Annotated in this window: 16 protein-coding genes and 2 tRNA genes; 13 read left to right on the top strand and 5 right to left on the bottom strand. The window is 69.9% G+C overall.

The genetic code is table 11. From position 1 onward, the window contains the following. The first annotated feature begins 69 nt into the window (after window positions 1–69). Window positions 70–558, top strand: coding sequence for a ribose-5-phosphate isomerase (locus AB0D53_RS14825; protein WP_362445293.1), 489 nt, complete (start codon window positions 70–72; stop codon window positions 556–558). 80 nt (window positions 559–638) lie between these two features. Further along, the gene (locus tag AB0D53_RS14820) at window positions 639–1,448 is read left to right on the top strand and encodes a DNA-formamidopyrimidine glycosylase family protein (protein ID WP_362445290.1); all 810 of its coding nucleotides are present in this window, start codon (window positions 639–641) and stop codon (window positions 1,446–1,448) included. Window positions 1,449–1,506: 58 nt separating this feature from the next. Here AB0D53_RS14820 and AB0D53_RS14815 read toward each other — a convergent pair whose 3' ends face one another. Next, window positions 1,507–2,739, bottom strand: coding sequence for a GNAT family N-acetyltransferase (locus tag AB0D53_RS14815; RefSeq protein ID WP_362445287.1), 1,233 nt, complete (start codon window positions 2,737–2,739; stop codon window positions 1,507–1,509). Between the two features lie 105 nt (window positions 2,740–2,844). Between AB0D53_RS14815 and AB0D53_RS14810 the strand changes: the two genes are divergently transcribed. Further along, entirely contained in the window at window positions 2,845–3,990 is a 1,146-nt protein-coding gene (locus tag AB0D53_RS14810) for a PP2C family protein-serine/threonine phosphatase (protein ID WP_362445284.1), read from the top strand. A gap of 183 nt (window positions 3,991–4,173) precedes the next feature. On the opposite strand, the gene AB0D53_RS14805 is transcribed toward AB0D53_RS14810, so the two are convergent. Then, on the bottom strand, window positions 4,174–5,370 hold the full coding sequence (locus AB0D53_RS14805; protein WP_362445281.1) for a cation:proton antiporter: 1,197 nt from the start codon (window positions 5,368–5,370) through the stop codon (window positions 4,174–4,176). Window positions 5,371–5,664: 294 nt separating this feature from the next. Between AB0D53_RS14805 and AB0D53_RS14800 the strand changes: the two genes are divergently transcribed. From AB0D53_RS14800 to AB0D53_RS14790, 3 genes are read left to right on the top strand one after another with little or no spacing between them, the layout of a single operon-like run. Then, complete coding sequence (locus AB0D53_RS14800; RefSeq protein ID WP_362445660.1) at window positions 5,665–6,510, top strand: ABC transporter ATP-binding protein; 846 nt, start codon at window positions 5,665–5,667, stop codon at window positions 6,508–6,510. Further along, a complete protein-coding gene (locus tag AB0D53_RS14795) occupies window positions 6,510–8,984 on the top strand; it encodes an FtsX-like permease family protein (protein ID WP_362445278.1) in 2,475 nt (824 codons plus the stop codon). Before AB0D53_RS14800 ends, AB0D53_RS14795 begins: the two co-directional genes overlap by 1 nt. 33 nt (window positions 8,985–9,017) lie before the next feature. Further along, window positions 9,018–9,524 (top strand): HD domain-containing protein, encoded by a 507-nt coding sequence (locus AB0D53_RS14790; RefSeq protein WP_362445275.1) that lies wholly within the window; start codon window positions 9,018–9,020, stop codon window positions 9,522–9,524. An 18-nt stretch (window positions 9,525–9,542) separates the two neighbouring features. Here AB0D53_RS14790 and AB0D53_RS14785 read toward each other — a convergent pair whose 3' ends face one another. Beyond that, on the bottom strand, window positions 9,543–10,694 hold the full coding sequence (locus AB0D53_RS14785; protein WP_362445272.1) for an acyltransferase family protein: 1,152 nt from the start codon (window positions 10,692–10,694) through the stop codon (window positions 9,543–9,545). Window positions 10,695–11,162: 468 nt separating this feature from the next. On the opposite strand from AB0D53_RS14785, the gene AB0D53_RS14780 reads away from it, so the two are divergent. Next, the gene (locus tag AB0D53_RS14780; RefSeq protein ID WP_362445269.1) at window positions 11,163–11,357 is read left to right on the top strand and encodes a hypothetical protein; all 195 of its coding nucleotides are present in this window, start codon (window positions 11,163–11,165) and stop codon (window positions 11,355–11,357) included. 107 nt (window positions 11,358–11,464) lie between these two features. Here the strand turns inward: AB0D53_RS14780 and AB0D53_RS14775 are convergent. Continuing rightward, window positions 11,465–11,538, bottom strand: a tRNA-Gly gene (locus tag AB0D53_RS14775). A gap of 165 nt (window positions 11,539–11,703) precedes the next feature. On the opposite strand from AB0D53_RS14775, the gene AB0D53_RS14770 reads away from it, so the two are divergent. From AB0D53_RS14770 to clpX, 5 genes are all read left to right on the top strand, one after another. After that, window positions 11,704–11,780 (top strand) — tRNA-Pro (locus tag AB0D53_RS14770). Between the two features lie 150 nt (window positions 11,781–11,930). Beyond that, window positions 11,931–13,337, top strand: coding sequence for a trigger factor (gene tig, locus AB0D53_RS14765; RefSeq protein ID WP_362445265.1), 1,407 nt, complete (start codon window positions 11,931–11,933; stop codon window positions 13,335–13,337). A gap of 289 nt (window positions 13,338–13,626) precedes the next feature. After that, window positions 13,627–14,232, top strand: coding sequence for an ATP-dependent Clp protease proteolytic subunit (locus AB0D53_RS14760; protein WP_177328013.1), 606 nt, complete (start codon window positions 13,627–13,629; stop codon window positions 14,230–14,232). Between the two features lie 80 nt (window positions 14,233–14,312). Next, window positions 14,313–14,993, top strand: coding sequence for an ATP-dependent Clp protease proteolytic subunit (locus AB0D53_RS14755; protein ID WP_093898221.1), 681 nt, complete (start codon window positions 14,313–14,315; stop codon window positions 14,991–14,993). A 157-nt stretch (window positions 14,994–15,150) separates the two neighbouring features. Next, window positions 15,151–16,449 carry an ATP-dependent Clp protease ATP-binding subunit ClpX gene (gene clpX, locus AB0D53_RS14750; RefSeq protein ID WP_072483632.1) on the top strand — a complete coding sequence of 433 codons (1,299 nt, stop codon included), beginning with the start codon at window positions 15,151–15,153 and terminating at the stop codon, window positions 16,447–16,449. Window positions 16,450–16,511: 62 nt separating this feature from the next. Here the strand turns inward: clpX and AB0D53_RS14745 are convergent, their stop codons facing one another. Beyond that, the gene (locus AB0D53_RS14745) at window positions 16,512–17,555 is read right to left on the bottom strand and encodes a hypothetical protein (RefSeq protein WP_362445261.1); all 1,044 of its coding nucleotides are present in this window, start codon (window positions 17,553–17,555) and stop codon (window positions 16,512–16,514) included. A gap of 140 nt (window positions 17,556–17,695) precedes the next feature. On the opposite strand from AB0D53_RS14745, the gene AB0D53_RS14740 reads away from it, so the two are divergent. Continuing rightward, window positions 17,696–20,317, top strand: a complete 2,622-nt coding sequence (locus AB0D53_RS14740; RefSeq protein WP_362445258.1) for a valine--tRNA ligase — start codon at window positions 17,696–17,698, stop codon at window positions 20,315–20,317. Window positions 20,318–20,345: the final 28 nt, after the last annotated feature.

The following is a 20,345-nucleotide window of genomic DNA, read 5'->3' as shown; positions in this document are numbered from 1 at the left end:
GCCCGGTCCGGACGAAGGACCCCGACCCCGATGGCGGCTACCCCGCGTCGCACGTGCCACACTCGGAACATGCGCGTGTACCTCGGCTCGGACCATGCCGGCTATGAACTCAAGAACCACCTCGTCGAGTGGCTCACGGCCCAGGGCCACGAGGCCGTCGACTGCGGCCCCCACATCTACGACGCCCAGGACGACTACCCGCCGTTCTGCCTGCGCGCCGCCGAGCGGACCGCCGCGGACCCGGACAGCCTCGGCATCGTGATCGGCGGCTCCGGCAACGGCGAGCAGATCGCCGCCAACAAGGTCAAGGGCGTCCGCGCCGCACTGGCCTGGAGCGAGCAGACCGCCGCGCTGGGCCGCGAGCACAACAACGCCAACGTGATCGCCATCGGCGGCCGGATGCACTCGGTGGAGGAGTCCACCAAGTTCGTCGAGATCTTCCTCGCCACCCCGTACTCCAACGAGGAGCGTCACACCCGCCGCATCGAGATGCTGACGGCGTACGAGACGACCGGCGAGCTCCCCCCGATCCCGGCCCACCACCCGCAGCAGGGCTGACCGGTCTCCACCTGTGCCGCCGGTGCCCCCGGCGGCACAGCCATGTCCGCCCCCGTATCCCACCGAGGAGAGCCGCCACCGTGCCCGAGGGACACACCATCCACCGCCTCGCGGCGGACCACCGGGACAGGTTCGCCGGGCGGCCCGTGCGGGTGAGCAGCCCGCAGGGCAGGTTCTCCGAAGGCGCCGCGCTGCTCGACGGCCGCCCCCTCACCGGGGTCGACGCCCACGGCAAGCACCTCTTCCTCGGCTTCGACGGCGCCGGCTGGGTCCACATCCACCTGGGCCTGTTCGGCAAGCTCGGATTCGGTACGGCCCCGGCCCCGCCGCCCACCGACACGGTCCGGCTGCGCCTGCTGAACGAGGAGCACCACGCGGATCTGCGCGGCCCGACGGCCTGCGCCCTGATCACCGGTCCGGAGAAGCGCGCGATACACGGCCGCCTCGGGCCGGACCCGCTGCGGACCGACGAGGACGGCGAGCGGGCCTGGCTGCGGATCTCGCGCAGCCGGATCACCGTCGCGGCCCTGCTGATGGACCAGAAGGTCATCGCGGGGGTCGGCAACGTCTACCGGGCGGAGGTGCTGTTCCGGCACGGGATCGACCCGTACCGCTCCGGCAGGGACCTCACGCGCGCGCAGTGGGACGCGATCTGGGCGGACCTGGTGGCGCTGATGCGCGAGGGCGTGCGGAACAACCGGATCGACACGGTCCGGCCCGAGCACCTGCCGGAGGCGATGGGACGCCCGCCGCGCGTCGACGACCACGGCGGCGAGGTGTACGTGTACCGCCGCGCCCGTCAGGCCTGCCACATCTGCGGCGGCGAGATCCGCACCGCCGATCTCGCCGCCCGCAATCTCTTCTGGTGCCCGGGGTGCCAGAAGCCCTGAAGTCCGTCGTCCGGACCGGGCCGGATCCGCGAGCCCGGCACGATCCGGACGGGAGAACCTAGAACCCCCGGGGCAGCCACGGGGCCGTGTCCGACAGGAACGCCGACGACGTCTCCGCCAGCGCGCCCGCCCGCAGCTCCCGCACCCGCCCGGCCAGACCCAGCGAGCTCAGCGACTCTCCGCCCAGATAGGCGGAGCCCAACTCCCGTACCGAGAGCGCGAGATCGGCCGGGTCCTCGGTGCGCCGACACGACGCGACGCCCTTCTCGTCGGCGGTGAGCCGCCAACGCCCCGCGTTCCAGGGGCAGAACGCGTCCTCCACCTCGAACACCACGTCCAGCGGCCCCCGGTACGTCCGGGCCTCCAGCGCCGCGCCCAGCTCCACCAGACGCACATGGAGCGAGTCGCGGACCCGGATGTTGCACCGCCGCACGTCCGACACCAGGTGCAGCACCGCGTCGTCGACCGGGCGGTTGCGGGCCACGATCGTCGTCATCAGGTCGATGTCGAAGACGAACCGCCACAGCGCCGCGTACGCCGCCGGATCCAGCGCGGCCAGGTCGTTGACCACGACGGTGCCCTTGGGGCCGGCCGGTTCCCACTCCGGCTTGATGTGGTACGTCACATTGCCGACGATCTTCCCGTCCCGCTCCGCCAGCACGCACTGCTGCGCCGAGGAGCCCTGCCTGCTGGAGACCGGGTCGATCATGGGCTTGCGGTCCCAGCCGGGCCCGTGGGCCGGGACGCCGGGACGGCCGGAGACCAGCTGCTCGTACACGCCCTCGCACGCCGCCATCGCCTCGTCCGCCTTCGCGTGACGCAGCCGCACCTCGTCCGTGCCCGGCGGCACGTCCAGCCGGATCCGGTCCTTCTCGATCGTCAGGGACATCTGCTTCGAGGCGGCGCCGTAGCCGTACCGGCCGTAGATCACCGGTTCCGAAGCCGTCAGCACGGCGAACGGCTCGCCCAGCGCACGGATGTCGTCCAGCTGCCGGCGCATCATCGAGGTCAGCAGCCCGCGCCTGCGGTGCGTGGAGGCCACACTCACCATCGTGATCGCGGCGGCGGGCACCAGCGCCCCGCCCGGCACCGCGACCCGGAAGCTGAACGCCCCCGCCGTGCCGACCACGTCGTCACCGTCCCAGATACCGAGCGACCGCTCGTGCTCGGTCAGCTGCTCGAACAGCTCGCGCTCCTCGGGACTCTCCGGGTCCCCGCCGAACGCCAGCTCCAGACACCCGAACCATTGGTTCCATTCGGACGGACGCAGTACACGAAGCTCAGTAGTCATGGGCCATGCCTACCAGGGGGTGCGGCGGCCGGGCGACCCGATTTCGAACGCATTGTCATGGGGTCCCCCTGCACCTCGGGCGGCCGGGTGGATAAAGTCCCGGCAATGGCCCGTCGCGCAGGAGCAGACTCGTACCCGGCCCGATTTCGGAAATCGGCGCACCGGGCACGCATCGCGCTGCGCAAATCCGGGGTCGACTACTTCCGCGGCGACGGCTCGGACTGGATCGCGCTGGCCGGCCTGCTGCTGACCATTCCCGCCATCACCTGCGCCACGCTCTTCTACCCGATGTGGTGCTCACCGGCCGCGCTCGTCCTGCCGATCGTCGCGGGCGGCCTGCTGCTGCGCCCGGCCAGCCTGCTGGGCCTGTACGCGACCGCCGCCACGGCCCTGATCGTGGAGTCGATCGGCCTGGGCCCGTACGACGACGGCCCGGCCCGGGTGACCCCCGGAATCGTCCTGGTGGTCGCTGCCTGCGGCTTCTTCGGGCTGGTCCTCGCCCAGTTCCGGGCCAGGGTCGGCGTGCCGTGGCGGCGCGGCGGCACCATGCTCTTCGACCTGCGCGAACGCATCCGGGTGCAGAGCGCCCTGCCCAGGCTGCCGCAGGGCTGGCACCGGGAGATGGCGCTGCGCCCGGCGGGCGGGCAGTCCTTCTCCGGTGACTTCGTCGTCGCCGCCCGCACCAACGGCGGCCGGACCCTGGAGGCCGTGCTCACCGACGTCTCCGGCAAGGGCATGGACGCGGGCTCCCGCGCCCTCCTGCTGTCCGGGGCCTTCGGCGGCCTCCTCGGCTCGCTGCCCCCGCACGGCTTCCTGCCCGCGGCCAACGGCTATCTGCTGCGCCAGGACTGGGACGAGGGGTTCGCCACCTCGATCCATCTGGTCCTGGACCTCGAATCGGGTGACTACGAACTCCTGTCGGCCGGACACCCGCCCGCCCTCCAGCTCCACTCGGGCAGCGGCCAGTGGGAGGAGAAGGTGGCCGAGGGGCCGCTGCTGGGGGTGTACGACGGGGCGCAGTTCGACGCCGTGAAGGGCTCGCTGGCCCCCGGCGACGTGCTGATGCTGTTCACGGACGGCCTGGTCGAGGCGTCGGACCGCGACATCGCGGACGGCATCGACCGGCTGACCGGTGAGGCCGACCGCTATGTCGCCACCGGCTTCGAGGGCGCGGCCTGGCACCTGATCGAGGCATGCGCCAAGGACGTCAACGACGACCGGGCGCTGCTGCTGTTGTCGCGCACATCCTGAACCGTACGCAAACGGCTCGAACCGGGCACGGGTCAACAGCTGTCGCCCCGTCACCGGAACGTGGACGGCGGCCTGTCCGGGTACGGGGAGGCCTCGGGGGCCTCGTGTCCGGATCGGGCCCGGCTCACGCCGGACGGAAGATCCTGGGACCGTCCCCGTACCCGGAACGCCGCGGGTGCCGGCTCAGGCCGGGACCGCGAGCTTCCCGGCGCCGTCGTCGCTGTCGCTGTCCTCACCCCGGCCCCGGCCGCCCGGCAGGACGCGGGCCAGCCAGTGCGAGCGCCCGGCCGCCAGCGGCGCGAGGACCGCGAGGAGGAGCACATAGCCCGCGATGAAGGGGGAGAGCCGCTCGTCCAGCCCCGCGGCCGCCGCCATCGTGGCGAGGATCAGGGCGAACTCGCCGCGCGCCACCAGCGTGGTGGAGATGTTCGCCGTGGCCTGCGGGCCGAAGCCGTACACCTTCGCGGCGGCGAGCCCGGCCGCGACGTTCATGGCCAGGGTCACCGCGACGGCGGCCAGCACCGGCCACAGCACGGTCGGCAGGTCGCCCGGGTCGATGGAGAGCCCGAAGGCGAAGAAGAAGATCGCGCCGAAGGCGTCCCGCAGCGGGTGGACCAGCTTGAGGATGCGTTCGCCGGAGGTCGTGCTGCCGAGCATCAGGCCGACCATGAACGCGCCGATCGCGTCCGCGACCCCGAACCACTCCGAGACGCCCGCCACGAAGACCGCGGCGCCGAGGAAGGAGATGACGAGGAGTTCGTCGTCCCGGGTGTTGATCAGCTTGCCGACGACCCTGGTGCCGAACCGGGCGGCCAGCGCGAGCAGCAGCAGGAAGCCGAAGGCCTTGCCGCCGTCGACCGCCGCGGCGGAGAGGCTTTCGGCACCCGACAGGATGGGCTGGAGGGCGGCCAGGTAGAGGGCGAGGAAGACGTCCTCGACCACGATGATGCCGAGGATCGGCTTGGTCTCCGGATTGCCGATGCGGCCCAGGTCGACCAGGACTTTGGTGACGATGGCCGACGACGAGATGCCCAGCACCCCGGCGAGCACGAGCGCCTCGGAGGTGCCCCAGCCCAGCGCGAAGCCGAAGCCGAGCCCGGCGCCGACGTTCAGGGCGAGATAGGTGCCGCCGGCGAGGGCCATCTTGCGGCCGCCGGCCTTGAGGTCGTCGAGGTGGAATTCGAGGCCGAGGTAGAAGAGCAGCAGCACCAGGCCGAGTGCGGAGAGCATCTCCAGCTCGTGCGGATCGGCGACGAGCACGATGCCGGGCGTGTGCGGGCCGAGCAGGATTCCGGCCAGGATGAACAGGGGGATGGTCGGCAGTCCGATGCGGCTGCCGACGCGGGCGAGAACGGCGGCGGCGAGGAAGGCGCCGCCCATGGCGATGAGCGTGTCTGCGTGTCCGATGAGCCCGGCCCTTCGTTAGGTCAAGAGAACGTCAAGGAAGCGTCAGTAATTAGTTTACCGAATGATTGACGTTGCAACTGTTCCCCCACGTGAATACCTGGGGGAACACCGGTGCCCCGCCCGCCGCGCTCCGCCTCCCCCCGGTCGGACCTGGGGTTTCCCCCACCCCCGATCCGCCAGCAGCCGCCATGTTCCGCACCCGCCCCAGCTCCGTAGGTTCGAGTCATGGTCGAAGAAGCGGCCGATGAGCAACGGAAGGCGGACATCATGGGGCTGCGACGCACCAGGCAGCGCGCGCAGGACGGTCAGTACACGGCGGACACCCACCAGGTGTCCGGACCCTCGGACCTCGCCGTCGAACTGCGCGGCGTCCGCAGGCAGTACGGCCGGGGCGGCTCCGCCGTCCACGCGCTGCGGGGCATCGACCTCGCCCTCCCGCGCTCCACCTTCACCGCCGTCATGGGACCGTCCGGCTCCGGGAAGTCGACCTTCCTGCAGTGCGCGGCCGGACTGGACCGCCCCACCGAGGGCTCCGTACGCCTCGGCGGCACCGAGATCACCGGCATGAGCGAGAACCGGCTCACCGAGCTGCGCCGCACCCGCCTCGGCTTCGTCTTCCAGGCCTTCAACCTGCTGCCGTCGCTGACGGTCGAACAGAACGTCGTCCTGCCCATGCGCCTGGCCGGACAGCGCACCGGCTCCGCCCGCGCCCGCCGCGAAGCCGCCGAGATGCTCACCCGGGTCGGCCTCGGCGACAAGGGCGACCGCCGCCCCGGCCAGCTCTCCGGCGGCCAGCAGCAGCGCGTCGCCGTCGCCCGCGCCCTGGTCACCCGACCCGATGTGATCTTCGCCGACGAGCCGACCGGCGCCCTCGACACCACCACCGCCGCCGAGATCCTCGCCCTGCTCCGCAACGCGGTGGACGGCCTCGGCGCCACCGTCGTCATGGTCACCCACGACCCGGCCGCCGCCGCCTACGCCGACCAGGTGCTCTTCCTCGCCGACGGCGCGATCGCCGACAGCCTGCCGCGCGCCGGTGCCGATCGGATCGCCGCCCGGATGACCGCGCTGACCGCGCGCACCGCCCCCGCCCACGCAGGAGCAGCAGCCTGATGTTCACCCCGCACCTCCCGAACGGCCTCGCCCGCGCGGCCGTCCGCTTCAAACCCTCGTCGTTCGTCGGGACCTTCGTCGCGCTCCTGCTCGCCGCCGCCGTCGTCTCCGCCTGCGGCATCCTGACGGAGACCGGCCTGCGCGCCTCCGTACCCGCGGACCGCTACGCCAAGGCCCCCGTGGTGGTCGCCGCCGACCAGAAGATCCACCTGAGGTCCGGCAGCGGCGACAGCGAGGAGAAGACCGACGTACTCCTCCCGGACACCGCACGGCTGCCCGAATCCCTGGTGGCGAAGGCCGCCTCGGCCCCCGGCGCGGCCACCGCGATCGGGGACGTCGGCTACTCCGTACGACACGACGACACCCCCCTCACCGCGCACGGCTGGGGCTCCACCGCCCTCACCGGCACGCGGCTGGTCACCGGCACCGCGCCCCGGACCGACGAGGCCGTCGTCCCGGCCGGCACCGGGAGCCGGGTCGGTGACACCGTCACCCTCGACACACCCGCCGGCGTACGGGAGTTCCGGGTGTCGGGCACCACCGCCACCGACGCCACCGTCTGGTTCGCCGACCGGCAGGCCGTACAGCTCTCCGGCCACCCCGGCAGGGTCGACGCCATCGCCGTGCTCGCCGACCGGGGCACCGCCACCGACACCCTCGCCGGCCAGGTCCGCGAGGCCGTCGGCCACACCGCGACCGCCCGGGTCCACACCGGTGACGACCGGGGCACCGTCGAGACCCCGGCGCTCGCGGGCACCAGGGAACTCCTCCTCGGACTCGGCCTCTCCTTCGGCGGCGTCGCCACCATGGTCGCCGTCTTCACCGCCGCCGGCACGGTCGCACTCTCCGTGGGCCAGCGCAGCCGCGAGTTCGCCCTGCTGCGCGCCATCGGGGCCACCCCGCGCCAGCTGCGCCGCACCATCGCCACCGAGTCCCTGCTCGTCGCCCCGCTCGCCGGAGCGCTCGGCTGCCTGCCCGGGGCCGCCCTGGCCAGGTGGTGGTTCGGGCAGCTCCAGGACCGGGGAGCGGCCCTCGACAGCGTCGACCTGCACATCTCCTGGCTGCCGCTGACCATCGCGGCAGCCACCACCATGCTCACCGCACTGGGCGCCGGCTACCTCGCCGCACGGCGCCCCGCCAAGCTGAAGCCGGGACTCGCCCTCGCCCAGACGGCCGTGGAACGCGCCCCGTTCGGCGTGATCCGCACCCCGCTCGGCATCGCCGCCCTCGCCGGCGGCGCGGTCCTCGCCGGAGTCGCCGCCTCCTCGGTCGGCGAGGACGCGGCGAACGCCGCTCTCGGCGTCGTCATGCTCTTCATGGTCGCGGTCGGGCTGCTCGGCCCGGTGATCGCCCGGATCTGCGCCGCCGTCATCGGCCTCCCGCTGCGCGCGGCCGGTGCGTCGGGCTCACTGGCCGCCGCCAACTCCCGTACCAACTCCCGCAGGCTGGCCTCCGCGATCACCCCGATCGTGCTCGCCATGGCCTTCTCCTCGACGCTCGTCTTCATGCAGACCAGCCAGGAACGGGTGACCGCACACCAGCAGCGCGACGCGATCACCGCCGACCACATCGTCACCGCCCCGGCGGGACTCCGCTCCGACGCGACCGAACGGGCCGCCGCCACCCCCGGTGTCTCCACCGCGGTCGGACTGCTCCGCGGCTCCGTCCTGGTCCCCGGCGGCGACGGCGTGAACCTGCAGAGCGCCTCCGCCCAGGGCGTCATCGGCTCCGGCAAGAAGCTCGCCGAGGTCCAGGACCTCGACGTCAGGACCGGCTCCCTCACCGGCCTGCGGCCCGGGACCGTCGCCGTCGACACCACGCTCGCCGAATCGGCGGACCTGCGCACCGGCGACCGGCTCGCCCTGCGGCTGCCGGACGGCACCAAGGCGAACCCGGAGGTCGTCGCGGTCTACGGACGCGGCCTCGGCACCAGCCTCCTCACCTTCCCCGCGGCAGACCTGAAGCCTCATATGACCTCGCCGTACGCCACCGACGTCCTCGTACGGGCCACCCCCGCCGCCGCCCGGGAACTCGCCGTGCTCGGCACCGTCACCGACTCCTCCGGCTACGCCGCGGCCCAGGACAAGGACCGCGAGCTCAACGCCTGGGCCAACACCGTCATGGCCGCGGTCCTCGGCGGATTCGCCGCGATCGCCGCCGTCAACACCCTGGTGATGACCGTCCTGGACCGCCGCCGCGAACTGACCATGCTGCGCCTGGTCGGCTCCACCCACAGCCAGGTCATGGGCATGATTCGCTGGGAGGCGCTGCTGGTCACGGTGGCCGGCGCCGCGCTCGGCACCGGCATCGCCATGGCCACGCTCTTCCCGATGATGCGGGGCCTGACCGGCGAGTCGCCGTACATCCCGCCGGTCCTGTACGGGAGCTTCGTCGCCGCGACGGTCGGCCTCGGCCTGCTCGCCATGGCGGTCCCGGCCCGCGCGGCCCTGCGCAGAGCGGAACCCCGTCCGTAGGGGGGAACGCGAGCCCGTCCGTAGAGTCGGACCATGACCGAGCCGCACGCACACCTGACCCTGGCCGAAATCGAGGCGATCGCCCGCGAGGCCCACGCCGAGCAGCGGGACAAGGCGGGACGCCCGTACACCGAACACCTCGCCGCCGTCGCCGAGGGGGTACGGACCAGGGGCGGCAGCGAGGCACAGATGGCCGCGGCCTGGCTGCACGACGCGGTCGAGGACGACGCGCTGTCGGAGCGGTGGCTGGCCGGCGCCGCGCTGCCGCAGCAGGTGAAGGACATGGTCCTCGCCGTCACCAGACGTGACGGCGAGGACCTCCGTGCGTACACCCGGCGCATCCTGGACACCCCGGGCGCGCTGCTGATCAAGGAGTCCGACCTGGCGCACAACGCGGACCCGGCCCGCCTCGCCGTACTGGAACCGGCGACCCGTACCCGGCTGACCGAGAAGTATGCGCTGGTACGGGGGCTACTGGGACTCACCCCGGGCGAATCGCCCACCGAGCAATCGGATCCAGCCAACACGGCGAAGGACTGATCCGCGCGCCGGCGGGGCTCAGAGCCCGGCCGAGTCCCGCCGGAACGCCCAGTCCATGTCCGGCTCCGTCACCGGGCGCAGCGCCCGCCGCACCGGTGGCGTGCACATCAGCGTCACGGCGACGGCCGCGACCAGGGAGACCAGGACCAGGCCGACGGGCGCCGCGAGCCAGTCGTAGACGTCGAACACCCCGGCGTACTCGGCTCCCTTGATCAGGAAGCCGTGCAGCAGATAGCCGCAGATCGTCCCGGCACCGAGGACCGTGAACCACATGTGGCGGCGCGGCACCCAGGACAGGAACCCGATGGTGAGCAGCAGCGCGCAGCCGAACATCGCCAGGGTCATCACGGCACCGGACCACCAGGGGGCGCCCATCTCCTGCGCGCTGTTGCTGCGGTAGAACCAGCCCAGCTGCATCCGCGGCGCCGCCCAGTAGGCGAACGCCAGGGCCCCGGCGAACAGCGGGAGCGCGAGCATCCGCACCTCGCGCCGGCGCACCAGCTCGAAGTGCTCGGGCCGCAGCCGGAGCCCCAGCACGAAGAACGGCAGGAACTGCAGTACGCGCTGGAGATCGAGGTCGTCGCCGATCGTCGGGGAGAAGGAGGCGAGCACGGCGATGACGAGCGCGACCGGCAGCGGATGGCGCAGCGACTGCCACAGCGGAGTGGTGATCCGCCAGATGAACAGCGCGATCAGGAACCAGGTGAGGTACCAGGGGTCGAGCAGGCTGATCGACGGATCGGCCTGCTCGTCCGCGTACCGCTTGAACAGCGAATACGCCGTCTCGAACACCACATAGGGCACGACGACGCCGGTGATCAGGCGCTTCACCTTGGCGGCGGACATGTCGAACGAGCGGGAGAAGTAGCCGGAGACGATGATGAACGCCGGCATGTGGAAGGTGTACGCCACCATGTACAGCGCACGGGCGGTCCGGCTGCCGTCCATCACCGGTTCCCACGAGTGCGCCACCGCGACGAGCACGATGGCCAGGTATTTGACGTTGTCGAAGTAGGCGTCGCGCCGCTTCGCCGGTGCGGCCGCCGACGGCTTGTTCGCCACCGGTGCGGGGGGTGCCGCGGTGACGGTCGTCCCTCGGGGTCTGGGCTCCGACTCCCGGGTCGCCGATGGGAGCGGGGCCCTCTGAAATTCGTTCGGAGCGTGGAACATCCCATGCATCTTAGACGCCTCGATCGGAATTCGTAAAACCGCTCGGTGATATCGCATGCTCCCGCACAATCGAAAGTGAAACCGCCGCCAACCGCCCGCTATGCACCGATTCATCCACCTTAAATAGGGCATATCGGCAGGTTTTTGTGGGACGTGAATTTCATCGCACTTAAACCTTGGAATTCCATGTGAATGAAGTGTGTGGATATGGAAATCGTCACATCTGCAAGATATTGCGAATGGCTGGGCCACAGTTCACTCACAGGTGTTGGGAGACCCCGTGCGACCCCTCGTGCGGCTGTGCGCCCCGAGTGCACGCGGGGCGCAAGGATGGCGCGATTCCGTCACATCGATCCGTCAGGCGGCAGCGACCACAGGGGAGTTGGTGGCACGATGGACGGGACGGAGGGGTGCTCGGCCGTACTTCTCCGGGCCGGCAAGGCGGACCGACCAAGGGTGTGAGCAGTCGTGGCCATTTCACTGTCTGTGGTGCTGATGTTGGCGATCATCCTGGTGGTCCTGATCCGGGGAGGCTCGATCAAGCCCGGGCCGGCGATCGTCGCGATACTTTTCGGCTTCTTCCTGGCATCGACCGGGATGGCGCCGTCGATCCAGAGGTTCATGAACTCGATAGCGGAGACCGTCAACCAGATCTCCTTCTGAACCGGCCGATCCGGCAGCCCGCGCTCCGGCGCGGGCAGTCCGGCGCCACACATGAGGAACGCAAAGGGCCCGGTCCGGCGAGGAATTCGCCGGACCGGGCCCAAGCATGGAGCGGGCGACGGGAATCGAACCCGCGTAGCTAGTTTGGAAGACTAGGGCTCTACCATTGAGCTACGCCCGCAAAGCCGCACCGCAGGCCCGGAGGCCGTCGGCACGTGAAGCATCGTAGCGGGTCGCGGACGCTGCCCGCACACCCGATTGCGGCCACCCGGTGTCGTGTTCGGTGCCGCCCGCGCAAAGCGGCCGATGCACTGCCTGACTGCATGTACCCTACGTGTCGCACCGACGGGGTGTGGCGCAGCTTGGTAGCGCGTCCGCTTTGGGAGCGGAAGGTCGTCGGTTCGAATCCGGCCACCCCGACCACCGGCAAGATCGCATTGTGGGAGTCCGACTCCTTGCCGTTACTATGCAAAATGCGTGCCCGTGTGTCTGATGTACCGGGCTCGGTCCGCGAAGCCGCCACCCGTGCGGCGGAGCAGAACCCCAAGAAGTCAGCCACAAGGAGACCGAACCGTGAAGAGCGCCGTGGAGACCCTGAACCCGACCCGGGTTCGGCTCACTGTCGAGGTGCCCTTCGAGGAGCTCAAGGACAGCCTCGACGCGGCGTACAAGAAGATCAACCAGCAGGTCACGGTGAAGGGCTTCCGCAAGGGCAAGATCCCTGCCCGGGTCATCGACCAGCGCTTCGGCCGCGGTGCGGTGCTGGAGGAGGCCGTCAACGACGCCCTCCCGAAGTTCTACACCGAGGCCGTCAACGAGGGTGAGCTCAACGTCCTCGGTCAGCCCGAGGTCGACATCACCGAGCTGAAGGACGGCGAGCTGCTGGCCTTCACCGCCGAGGTTGACGTACGCCCCGAGATCGAGATCCCGGACTACTCCGGCATCGAGGTCACCGTCGACGCCCTCGAGGTCAGCGACGAGGACGTCGAGAAGGCCGTGGAGCAGCTCCGTGAGCGCTTCGCCTCCACCAACCCGGTCGAGCGCGCCGCCGCCGAGGGCGACGTCGTGACGATCGACCTGCAGGCCAAGGTCGACGGCGAGGTCCTGGAGGACGGCGTCGCCGAGGGTGTCTCGTACACCATCGGTTCCGGCGAGCTCCTCGACGGCATCGACGCCGCCGTGACCGGCCTGGAGGCGGGTGGCGAGGCCACCTTCACCTCCGAGCTGAAGGGCGGCTCCGCCGAGGGCAAGGAGGCCGAGGTCACCGTCAAGGTCTCCGCCGTCGCCGCCCGTGAGCTCCCCGAGCTGGACGACGAGTTCGCCCAGATGGCGAGCGAGTTCGACACCCTCGACGAGCTGAAGGCCGACAGCCGCAAGCGCCTCGAGAACACCAAGCAGTACGACCAGGCCACCCAGGCCCAGGAGCGTGTCCTGGACGAGCTGCTGAAGCTCGCCGAGGTCCCGATCCCGGAGAAGCTGCTCGCGGACGAGGTCCAGACCCGCAAGCACAACCTGGAGCACCACCAGCTCGGTCAGATGGGCCTGACCCTCGACAAGTACCTGGAGATCCAGGGCAAGACGGCCGAGGAGTTCGACGCCGAGACCTCCGAGCAGGCGATCAAGGGCATCAAGACCCAGTTCATCCTGGACGAGATCGTCAACAAGGAGAAGCTGAACGTCAACCAGGAGGAGCTCACCGAGCACCTCATGCGGCGCGCTGCTTCCTCCGGCATGAGCCCCGACCAGTTCGCCCAGGCCGTCGTCGAGGGCGGCCAGGTGCCGATGCTCGTCGGCGAGGTCGCCCGCGGCAAGGCGCTGGCCGTGGTCGTCGAGGCCGCCAAGGTCGTCGACACCAAGGGTGAGATCGTCGAGCTGGAAGACGATGAGGACGTGGCGGAGGAGGCCATCGAGGCCGTCGAGGCCGCCGAGGGCACCACCGACGCCGCCGCCGAGGCCGCCGAGGAGAAGAACGAGGCCTGAGCCTCGCGCTGAACCCGAACGACGGGCTCCGGACGCCGCTGCGTCCGGAGCCCGTCGTCGTACGGCGTGCGGTGCCCGTCGTCGTATGGCGTACGGTGCCCCACAACCCTTGTGCGGACTGCGGAGCTTGCGCTCCGAGCGAACAGTTGCGGAAGCGGGATGGCGTTGTCCCACCTGCGCGTTAGGGTCCATGAATAGGAAGGGCAGGGGAGTCCTTGCCCACCCGGTACGAAGACGCTGAGACGGCCGGAGCCGTCAGAGACGAGCAGGTGGATACGTGACGAATCTGATGCCCTACGCCGCCGGTGAGCCGTCCCTCGGTGGAGGCCTCGGTGACCAGGTCTACAGCCGGCTGCTCGGCGAGCGCATCATCTTCCTCGGTCAGCAGGTGGACGATGAGATCGCCAACAAGATCACCGCGCAGCTGCTCCTCCTCGCCGCGGAGCCCGAGAAGGACATCTACCTCTACATCAACAGCCCCGGCGGCTCGGTGACGGCCGGCATGGCGGTCTACGACACCATGCAGTACATCCCGAACGACGTGGTCACCATCGGTATGGGCATGGCGGCCTCGATGGGCCAGTTCCTGCTCACCGGCGGCACCGCGGGCAAGCGCTTCGCGCTCCCCAACACCGACATCCTCATGCACCAGGGTTCGGCCGGCATCGGCGGCACGGCCTCGGACATCAAGATCCAGGCCCAGTACCTGCTGCGCACCAAGCAGCGGATGGCGGAGATCACCGCCCGTCACTCCGGCCAGACCGTCGAGACGATCATCCGCGACGGCGACCGCGACCGCTGGTACACCGCGGAGGAGGCCAAGGAGTACGGCCTCATCGACGAGATCATCACGATCGCATCGGGCGTTCCGGGCGGCGGCGGCACCGGCGCCTGATCCGGTACCCACCGGATCCGGCTCCACCGCCCCGCGCACCTCTCGTACGCCGAGACACCCAGCCACAGAACGCCACCAGGATGGTGAACACCCACATGAACAACTTCCCCGGCGCCTCCGCGAGCGGCCTCTACACCGGCCCGCAGGTGGACAACCGCTACATCGTGCCGCGCTTCGTGGAGCGCACCTCGCAGGGCGTGCGCGAGTACGACCCGTACGCGAAGCTCTTCGAGGAGCGCGTGATCTTCCTCGGCGTGCAGATCGACGACGCCTCGGCCAATGACGTCATGGCGCAGCTGCTGTGCCTGGAGTCGATGGACCCGGACCGGGACATCTCGATCTACATCAACAGCCCCGGCGGCTCGTTCACCGCGCTCACCGCGATCTACGACACGATGCAGTTCGTGAAGCCGGACATCCAGACGGTCTGCATGGGCCAGGCGGCCTCCGCCGCGGCCGTGCTGCTCGCCGCGGGCACGCCCGGCAAGCGGATGGCGCTGCCCAACGCCCGTGTGCTGATCCACCAGCCGTCCTCGCAGACCGGCCGTGAGCAGCTCTCCGACCTGGAGATCGCGGCCAACGAAATCCTGCGGATGCGCACCCAGCTGGAGGAGATGCTGGCCAAGCACTCCACCACGCCGATCGACAAGATCCGCGACGACATCGAGCGCGACAAGATCCTGACCGCCGAGGACGCCCTCGCCTACGGTCTCGTCGACCAGATCGTGTCGACCCGCAAGCAGGCGGCCACGGCCGTCTGACGTCGGCCTTCACCCCTTGGCACGCCACGTTCGCCCGGTCTTGGCCGTGTGAACCGTGCCAAGGGGGGCCCGAACGGGGGCCAAGGCAAGGTACCGTCGGATAGAGGCACCAGGAGCCGCTGAACCAAGCTGCTCCCAGGCGAAGGGGAAGCACCTCGTGGCACGCATCGGTGATGGCGGCGACCTGCTCAAGTGCTCGTTCTGCGGAAAGAGCCAGAAGCAGGTGAAGAAGCTCATCGCGGGTCCCGGTGTGTACATCTGCGACGAGTGCATCGATCTCTGCAACGAGATCATCGAGGAGGAGCTCGCGGAGACCTCCGAGGTGCGGTGGGAGGAACTCCCCAAGCCGCGCGAGATCTACGAGTTCCTCGAGGGGTACGTCGTCGGGCAGGAGCCCGCGAAGAAGGCCCTCTCGGTCGCTGTGTACAACCACTACAAGCGGGTCCAGGCGGGTGAGAACGGCGGCGCGCAGGGCAGGGACGACGCCATCGAGCTGGCCAAGTCCAACATCCTGCTGCTGGGCCCCACGGGCTCCGGCAAGACGCTGCTCGCGCAGACGCTGGCCCGCATGCTCAACGTCCCGTTCGCCATCGCCGACGCGACGGCGCTGACGGAGGCCGGCTATGTCGGCGAGGACGTCGAGAACATCCTGCTGAAGCTGATCCAGGCCGCGGACTACGACGTCAAGAAGGCCGAGACCGGGATCATCTACATCGACGAGATCGACAAGGTCGCCCGCAAGAGCGAGAACCCGTCGATCACCCGCGATGTCTCCGGCGAGGGCGTCCAGCAGGCCCTGCTGAAGATCCTGGAGGGCACCACCGCCTCCGTACCGCCGCAGGGCGGCCGGAAGCACCCGCACCAGGAGTTCATCCAGATCGACACGACGAACGTGCTGTTCATCGTGGGCGGTGCCTTCTCCGGCCTGGAGCGGATCATCGAGTCCCGGGCGGGTGCCAAGGGCATCGGCTTCGGCGCGACGATCCGTTCGAAGCGGGAGATCGAGGCGAGCGACCAGTTCCAGGAGGTCATGCCGGAGGACCTGGTGAAGTTCGGGATGATCCCGGAGTTCATCGGCCGGCTGCCCGTCCTGACCTCGGTCCACAACCTGGACCGCGAGGCGCTGCTCCAGATCCTGGTCGAGCCGCGCAACGCGCTGGTGAAGCAGTACCAGCGCCTCTTCGAACTCGACGGCGTCGAGCTGGACTTCGACCGCCCGGCCCTGGAGGCCATCGCCGACCAGGCGATCCTCCGTGGCACCGGCGCGCGTGGCCTGCGGGCCATCATGGAGGAGGTCCTCCAGTCCGTGATGTACGAGGTGCCGTCCCGCAAGGACGTCGCCCGCGTCGTCATCACGGCTGACGTCGTCCGCAACAACGTGAACCCGACGCTGGTCCCGCGCGAGCCGCGGACGATCGGCAAGGGCGACGGCGGGCGGCACGAGAAGTCCGCGTAGCGGCAGACATACGGAAAAGGGGCGCCCGGCCGGGCGCCCCTTTTCCGTATGCCGCAGTCTGATCAGACCTTGGTGCGGGACGTGTTGTAGAGCTTCGCGGTCAGAGCGGCCAGTTCGTCCTGGGGCATCGGCTTGTTGGTCAGAGCGCCGCCGACGTCCATGCCCACGACGACACCGACCGTGCTGTAGTCGGCCCACACACAGACGGGCATGATGAACTCCTTGGGGCCCTTCGCCGCCGAGCCGTCGCCCTTCTCGTTGATGCCCTTGAGGTTCTGGCACTTCATCAGCGCGCCCTTGAAACCGGGGGGAGTGACCTGTTCGGCGCTGCCGACCAGTGAGACGTTCGAGTTCTCGCTCTTCTTCATCTCCAGCTCGGCGTTGTTGAAGGAACCGTCGATGACCTTGGCCGGGTCGCTGACTTCACCCCACGTACCGTTGAAGTAGAGGAACTTCGCGGTCAGCGGGTTGTCCTCGCTGCCGCTGAGGTACTGGGCGCCGGTCTGCTGGGGGTTCTTGATTCCCGATGCCTCGGCCTTGGTCTTCTCCGTGCCTGTCAGAGGGCCGGACGGCTCTTTGGCCGAAGGACTGGTGTCCTTCTTGTAGTCGTCCACAGCCGCGGGCGGCGTCAGCTTGTACCCCTTGGTGGAGTCCGCCACGTCACTGTTGCTGGCACCCCCCGACGTCAGGAAGTACACCCCGCCCGCGATGACCGCCAGCGCCACGACGACGCCGCCGATGATCAGGCCGGTCTTCTTCTTCGGAGCCTCGGGAGGCATGCCGTAGGCCGCCTGGCCGCCGTACGGGGGAGTGGGTGGCTGCTGGCCGTACGGGCCGGGCTGCTGGGCCTGGGGGTAGCCGTAGCCCGGCTGGGGCTGCTGCTGGGGCGGGACACCCTGGGGGGCCTGCTGCGGGTATCCGTACCCCGGCTGGCCCTGCGGGGGCTGGCCGCCGTACGGGCCCGGCTGCTGGCCGTACGGGCCGGGCTGACCCTGCGGCTGCTGGCCGTAGGGGCCGGGCTGACCCTGGGGCGGCTGGCCGCCGTACGGACCCGGCTGGCCCTGGGGCGGCTGGCCGCCGTACGGGCCCGGCTGGTTGTAGCTCATCTGCGGTGTCCCCTGTTCGTCATACTTATGCGTTCCGAACATCCTGACGGAAGGGCTCCCCGTATGGAGCACCGGGAGTCACTCCGTTACTCAACAAACCGGTTTCAGTGCACGACTGTGACGGCCCTAAACTGTCCACCGTGACCGAGAAGACTCAGCAGACGCCAGCCAGCAACCCCGAACTGCCGACCCAGTACGCACCGGCCGAGGTAGAGGGGAAGCTGTATGAGCGCTGGGTAGAACGGGGTTACTTCGAAGCCGACGAGCACAGCGACAAGCCGCCGTACTCCATCGTCATCCCGCCGCCGAACGTCACGGGCAGCCTGCACCTCGGACACGCCTTCGAGCACACGCTGATCGACGCCCTCGTCCGCCGCAAGCGCATGCAGGGCTTCGAGGCGCTCTACCAGCCCGGCATGGACCACGCCGGCATCGCCACCCAGAACGTCGTCGAGCGCGAACTCGGCAAGGAGGGCAAGTCCCGCCACGACCTGGGCCGCGAGGCCTTCGTCGACCGCGTCTGGAAGTGGAAGAACGAGTCCGGCGGCCAGATCTCCGGCCAGATGCGCCGCCTCGGCGAGGGCGTCGCCTGGTCCCGTGAGCGCTTCACCATGGACGAGGGCCTGTCCACCGCCGTCCAGACCATCTTCAAGCGGATGTACGACGAAGAGCTCATCTATCGCAAAGAGCGCATCGTCAACTGGTGCCCGCGCTGTCTGACGGCGATCTCGGACATCGAGGTCGAGTACCAGGACGACGACGGCGAGCTGGTCTCGATGGCGTACGGGGACGGGGACGACACCATCGTCGTCGCCACGACCCGCGCCGAGACGATGCTCGGCGACACCGCCGTCGCCGTCCACCCCGACGACGAGCGCTACAAGCACCTCGTCGGCAAGCAGATCAGGCTGCCGCTGACCGACCGCACGATCCCCGTCGTCGCCGACCACCACGTCGACCCGGAGTTCGGCACCGGTGCCGTGAAGGTCACTCCCGCGCACGACCCGAACGACTTCGAGATCGGTACGCGCCACGACCTGCCGTTCCTCACGGTCATGGACGAGCGCGCCGTCATCACCGTCCCCGGTCCGTTCGAGGGCCTGGACCGGCTGGAGGCCCGCTCCGCGATCGTCGCCGCGCTGCGCGCCGAGGGCCGGATCGTCGCCGAGAAGCGTCCGTACGTCCACTCCGTCGGCCACTGCTCGCGCTGCAAGACCACCGTCGAGCCCCGGCTGTCCATGCAGTGGTGGGTCAAGGTCGCCCCGCTCGCCAAGGCGGCCGGTGACGCCGTCCGCGACGGCAAGGTCAAGATCCACCCGCAGGAGATGGAGAAGCGGTACTTCGACTGGGTCGACAACCTCCACGACTGGTGCATCTCGCGCCAGCTGTGGTGGGGGCACCGCATTCCCGTCTGGCACGGCCCCGACGGAGAGATGGTCTGCGTCGGACCGGACGACGAGCCGCCGACCGGCGAGGGCTGGACGCAGGACGCCGACGTCCTGGACACCTGGTTCTCCTCCGGCCTGTGGCCCTTCTCCACCCTCGGCTGGCCCGAACGGACCGACAGCCTCGCGAAGTTCTACCCGAACTCCGTCCTGGTCACCGGCTACGACATCCTCTTCTTCTGGGTCGCCCGGATGATGATGTTCGGCCTGTACGTCAATGACGGCGTCCCGCCGTTCGAGACCATCGTCCTGCACGGCATGGTCCGCGACGAGCACGGCAAGAAGATGTCGAAGTCCTTCGGCAATGTCGTCAACCCGCTGGACTGGATGGACAAGTACGGCTCCGACGCGCTGCGCTTCACCCTGGCGCGTGGTGCCAACCCCGGCGTCGACGTCCCGATCGGCGAGGAGTGGGTCCAGGGCTCCGCCAAGTTCGCCAACAAGATCTGGAACGCCACCCGCTTCGCGCTGATGAACGGCGCGACGATCGAGGGCGAACTGCCGTCCGCCGACGAGATGTCGGTGACCGACCGCTGGATCCTCTCCCGGCTGGGCAAGACGGTTGCCGAAGTCGACGCGTACTACGACGACTACCAGTTCTCCAAGCTCAGCGAGGCGCTGCGGCACTTCGCCTGGGACGAGGTCTTCGACTGGTACGTCGAGCTGTCCAAGACCACGTTCTTCGCGGGCGGCAGGCCGGCCGAGGTCTCGGGCCGGGTCCTCGGCGAGGTCCTCGACGTGATGCTGCGACTGCTGCACCCGGTCGTCCCGTTCGTCACGGAGACGCTCTGGACGGCGCTCACCGGCCGGGAGTCCCTCGTCATCGCCGACTGGCCCACCGACTCCGGCTTCCGCGACGACGCGGCCGAGCAGGAGATCGCGCTCGTCCAGCAGGTCGTCACCGAGGTCCGCCGGTTCCGCTCCGACCAGGGCCTGCAGCCCGGCCAGAAGGTCCCGGCCGAGCTCACCCTGACCGGCACGCCGCTCGCCCCGCACGAGGCGGCCATCCGCCAGCTGCTGCGGCTCCAGCCGGCCGAGGAGGGCTTCCACGCCACCGCCTCGCTGCCCGTCGCGGGCGCCACGGTCGCGCTCGACCTCTCCGGCACCATCGATGTCGAGGCCGAGCGCAAGCGCCTGACGAAGGACCTGGGCGCCGCCGAGAAGGAGAAGGCTCAGGCGGTCGGCAAGCTCTCCAACGAGGCGTTCCTCGGCAAGGCCCCGGACAATGTCGTCGACAAGATCCGTGGCCGGCTCGCCAAGGCCGAGGCCGACATCGAGCGGATCTCCGGTCAGCTGGCGAACCTGCCGCAGAGCTGATGACCTGAGCACGGAGCCCCCGTTCCCC

It is taken from the genome of Streptomyces sp. NPDC048295 (assembly GCF_040652135.1).
Classification (GTDB): Bacteria; Actinomycetota; Actinomycetes; order Streptomycetales; family Streptomycetaceae; genus Streptomyces.
This window is presented reverse-complemented; position numbering and strand designations above follow the sequence as displayed.

Excerpts from the sequence above, each read along its gene's own strand:
- AB0D53_RS14825 (WP_362445293.1), top strand. The coding sequence starts at position 70 with ATGCGCGTGTACCTCGGCTCGGACCATGCCGGCTATGAACTCAAGAAC.
- AB0D53_RS14815 (WP_362445287.1), bottom strand. The coding sequence starts at position 2,739 with ATGACTACTGAGCTTCGTGTACTGCGTCCGTCCGAATGGAACCAATGG.
- AB0D53_RS14810 (WP_362445284.1), top strand. The coding sequence starts at position 2,845 with ATGGCCCGTCGCGCAGGAGCAGACTCGTACCCGGCCCGATTTCGGAAA.
- AB0D53_RS14805 (WP_362445281.1), bottom strand. The coding sequence starts at position 5,370 with ATGGGCGGCGCCTTCCTCGCCGCCGCCGTTCTCGCCCGCGTCGGCAGC.
- AB0D53_RS14800 (WP_362445660.1), top strand. The coding sequence starts at position 5,665 with ATGGGGCTGCGACGCACCAGGCAGCGCGCGCAGGACGGTCAGTACACG.
- AB0D53_RS14795 (WP_362445278.1), top strand. The coding sequence starts at position 6,510 with ATGTTCACCCCGCACCTCCCGAACGGCCTCGCCCGCGCGGCCGTCCGC.
- AB0D53_RS14790 (WP_362445275.1), top strand. The coding sequence starts at position 9,018 with ATGACCGAGCCGCACGCACACCTGACCCTGGCCGAAATCGAGGCGATC.
- AB0D53_RS14785 (WP_362445272.1), bottom strand. The coding sequence starts at position 10,694 with ATGTTCCACGCTCCGAACGAATTTCAGAGGGCCCCGCTCCCATCGGCG.
- AB0D53_RS14760 (WP_177328013.1), top strand. The coding sequence starts at position 13,627 with ATGCCCTACGCCGCCGGTGAGCCGTCCCTCGGTGGAGGCCTCGGTGAC.
- AB0D53_RS14755 (WP_093898221.1), top strand. The coding sequence starts at position 14,313 with ATGGTGAACACCCACATGAACAACTTCCCCGGCGCCTCCGCGAGCGGC.
- AB0D53_RS14745 (WP_362445261.1), bottom strand. The coding sequence starts at position 17,555 with ATGAGCTACAACCAGCCGGGCCCGTACGGCGGCCAGCCGCCCCAGGGC.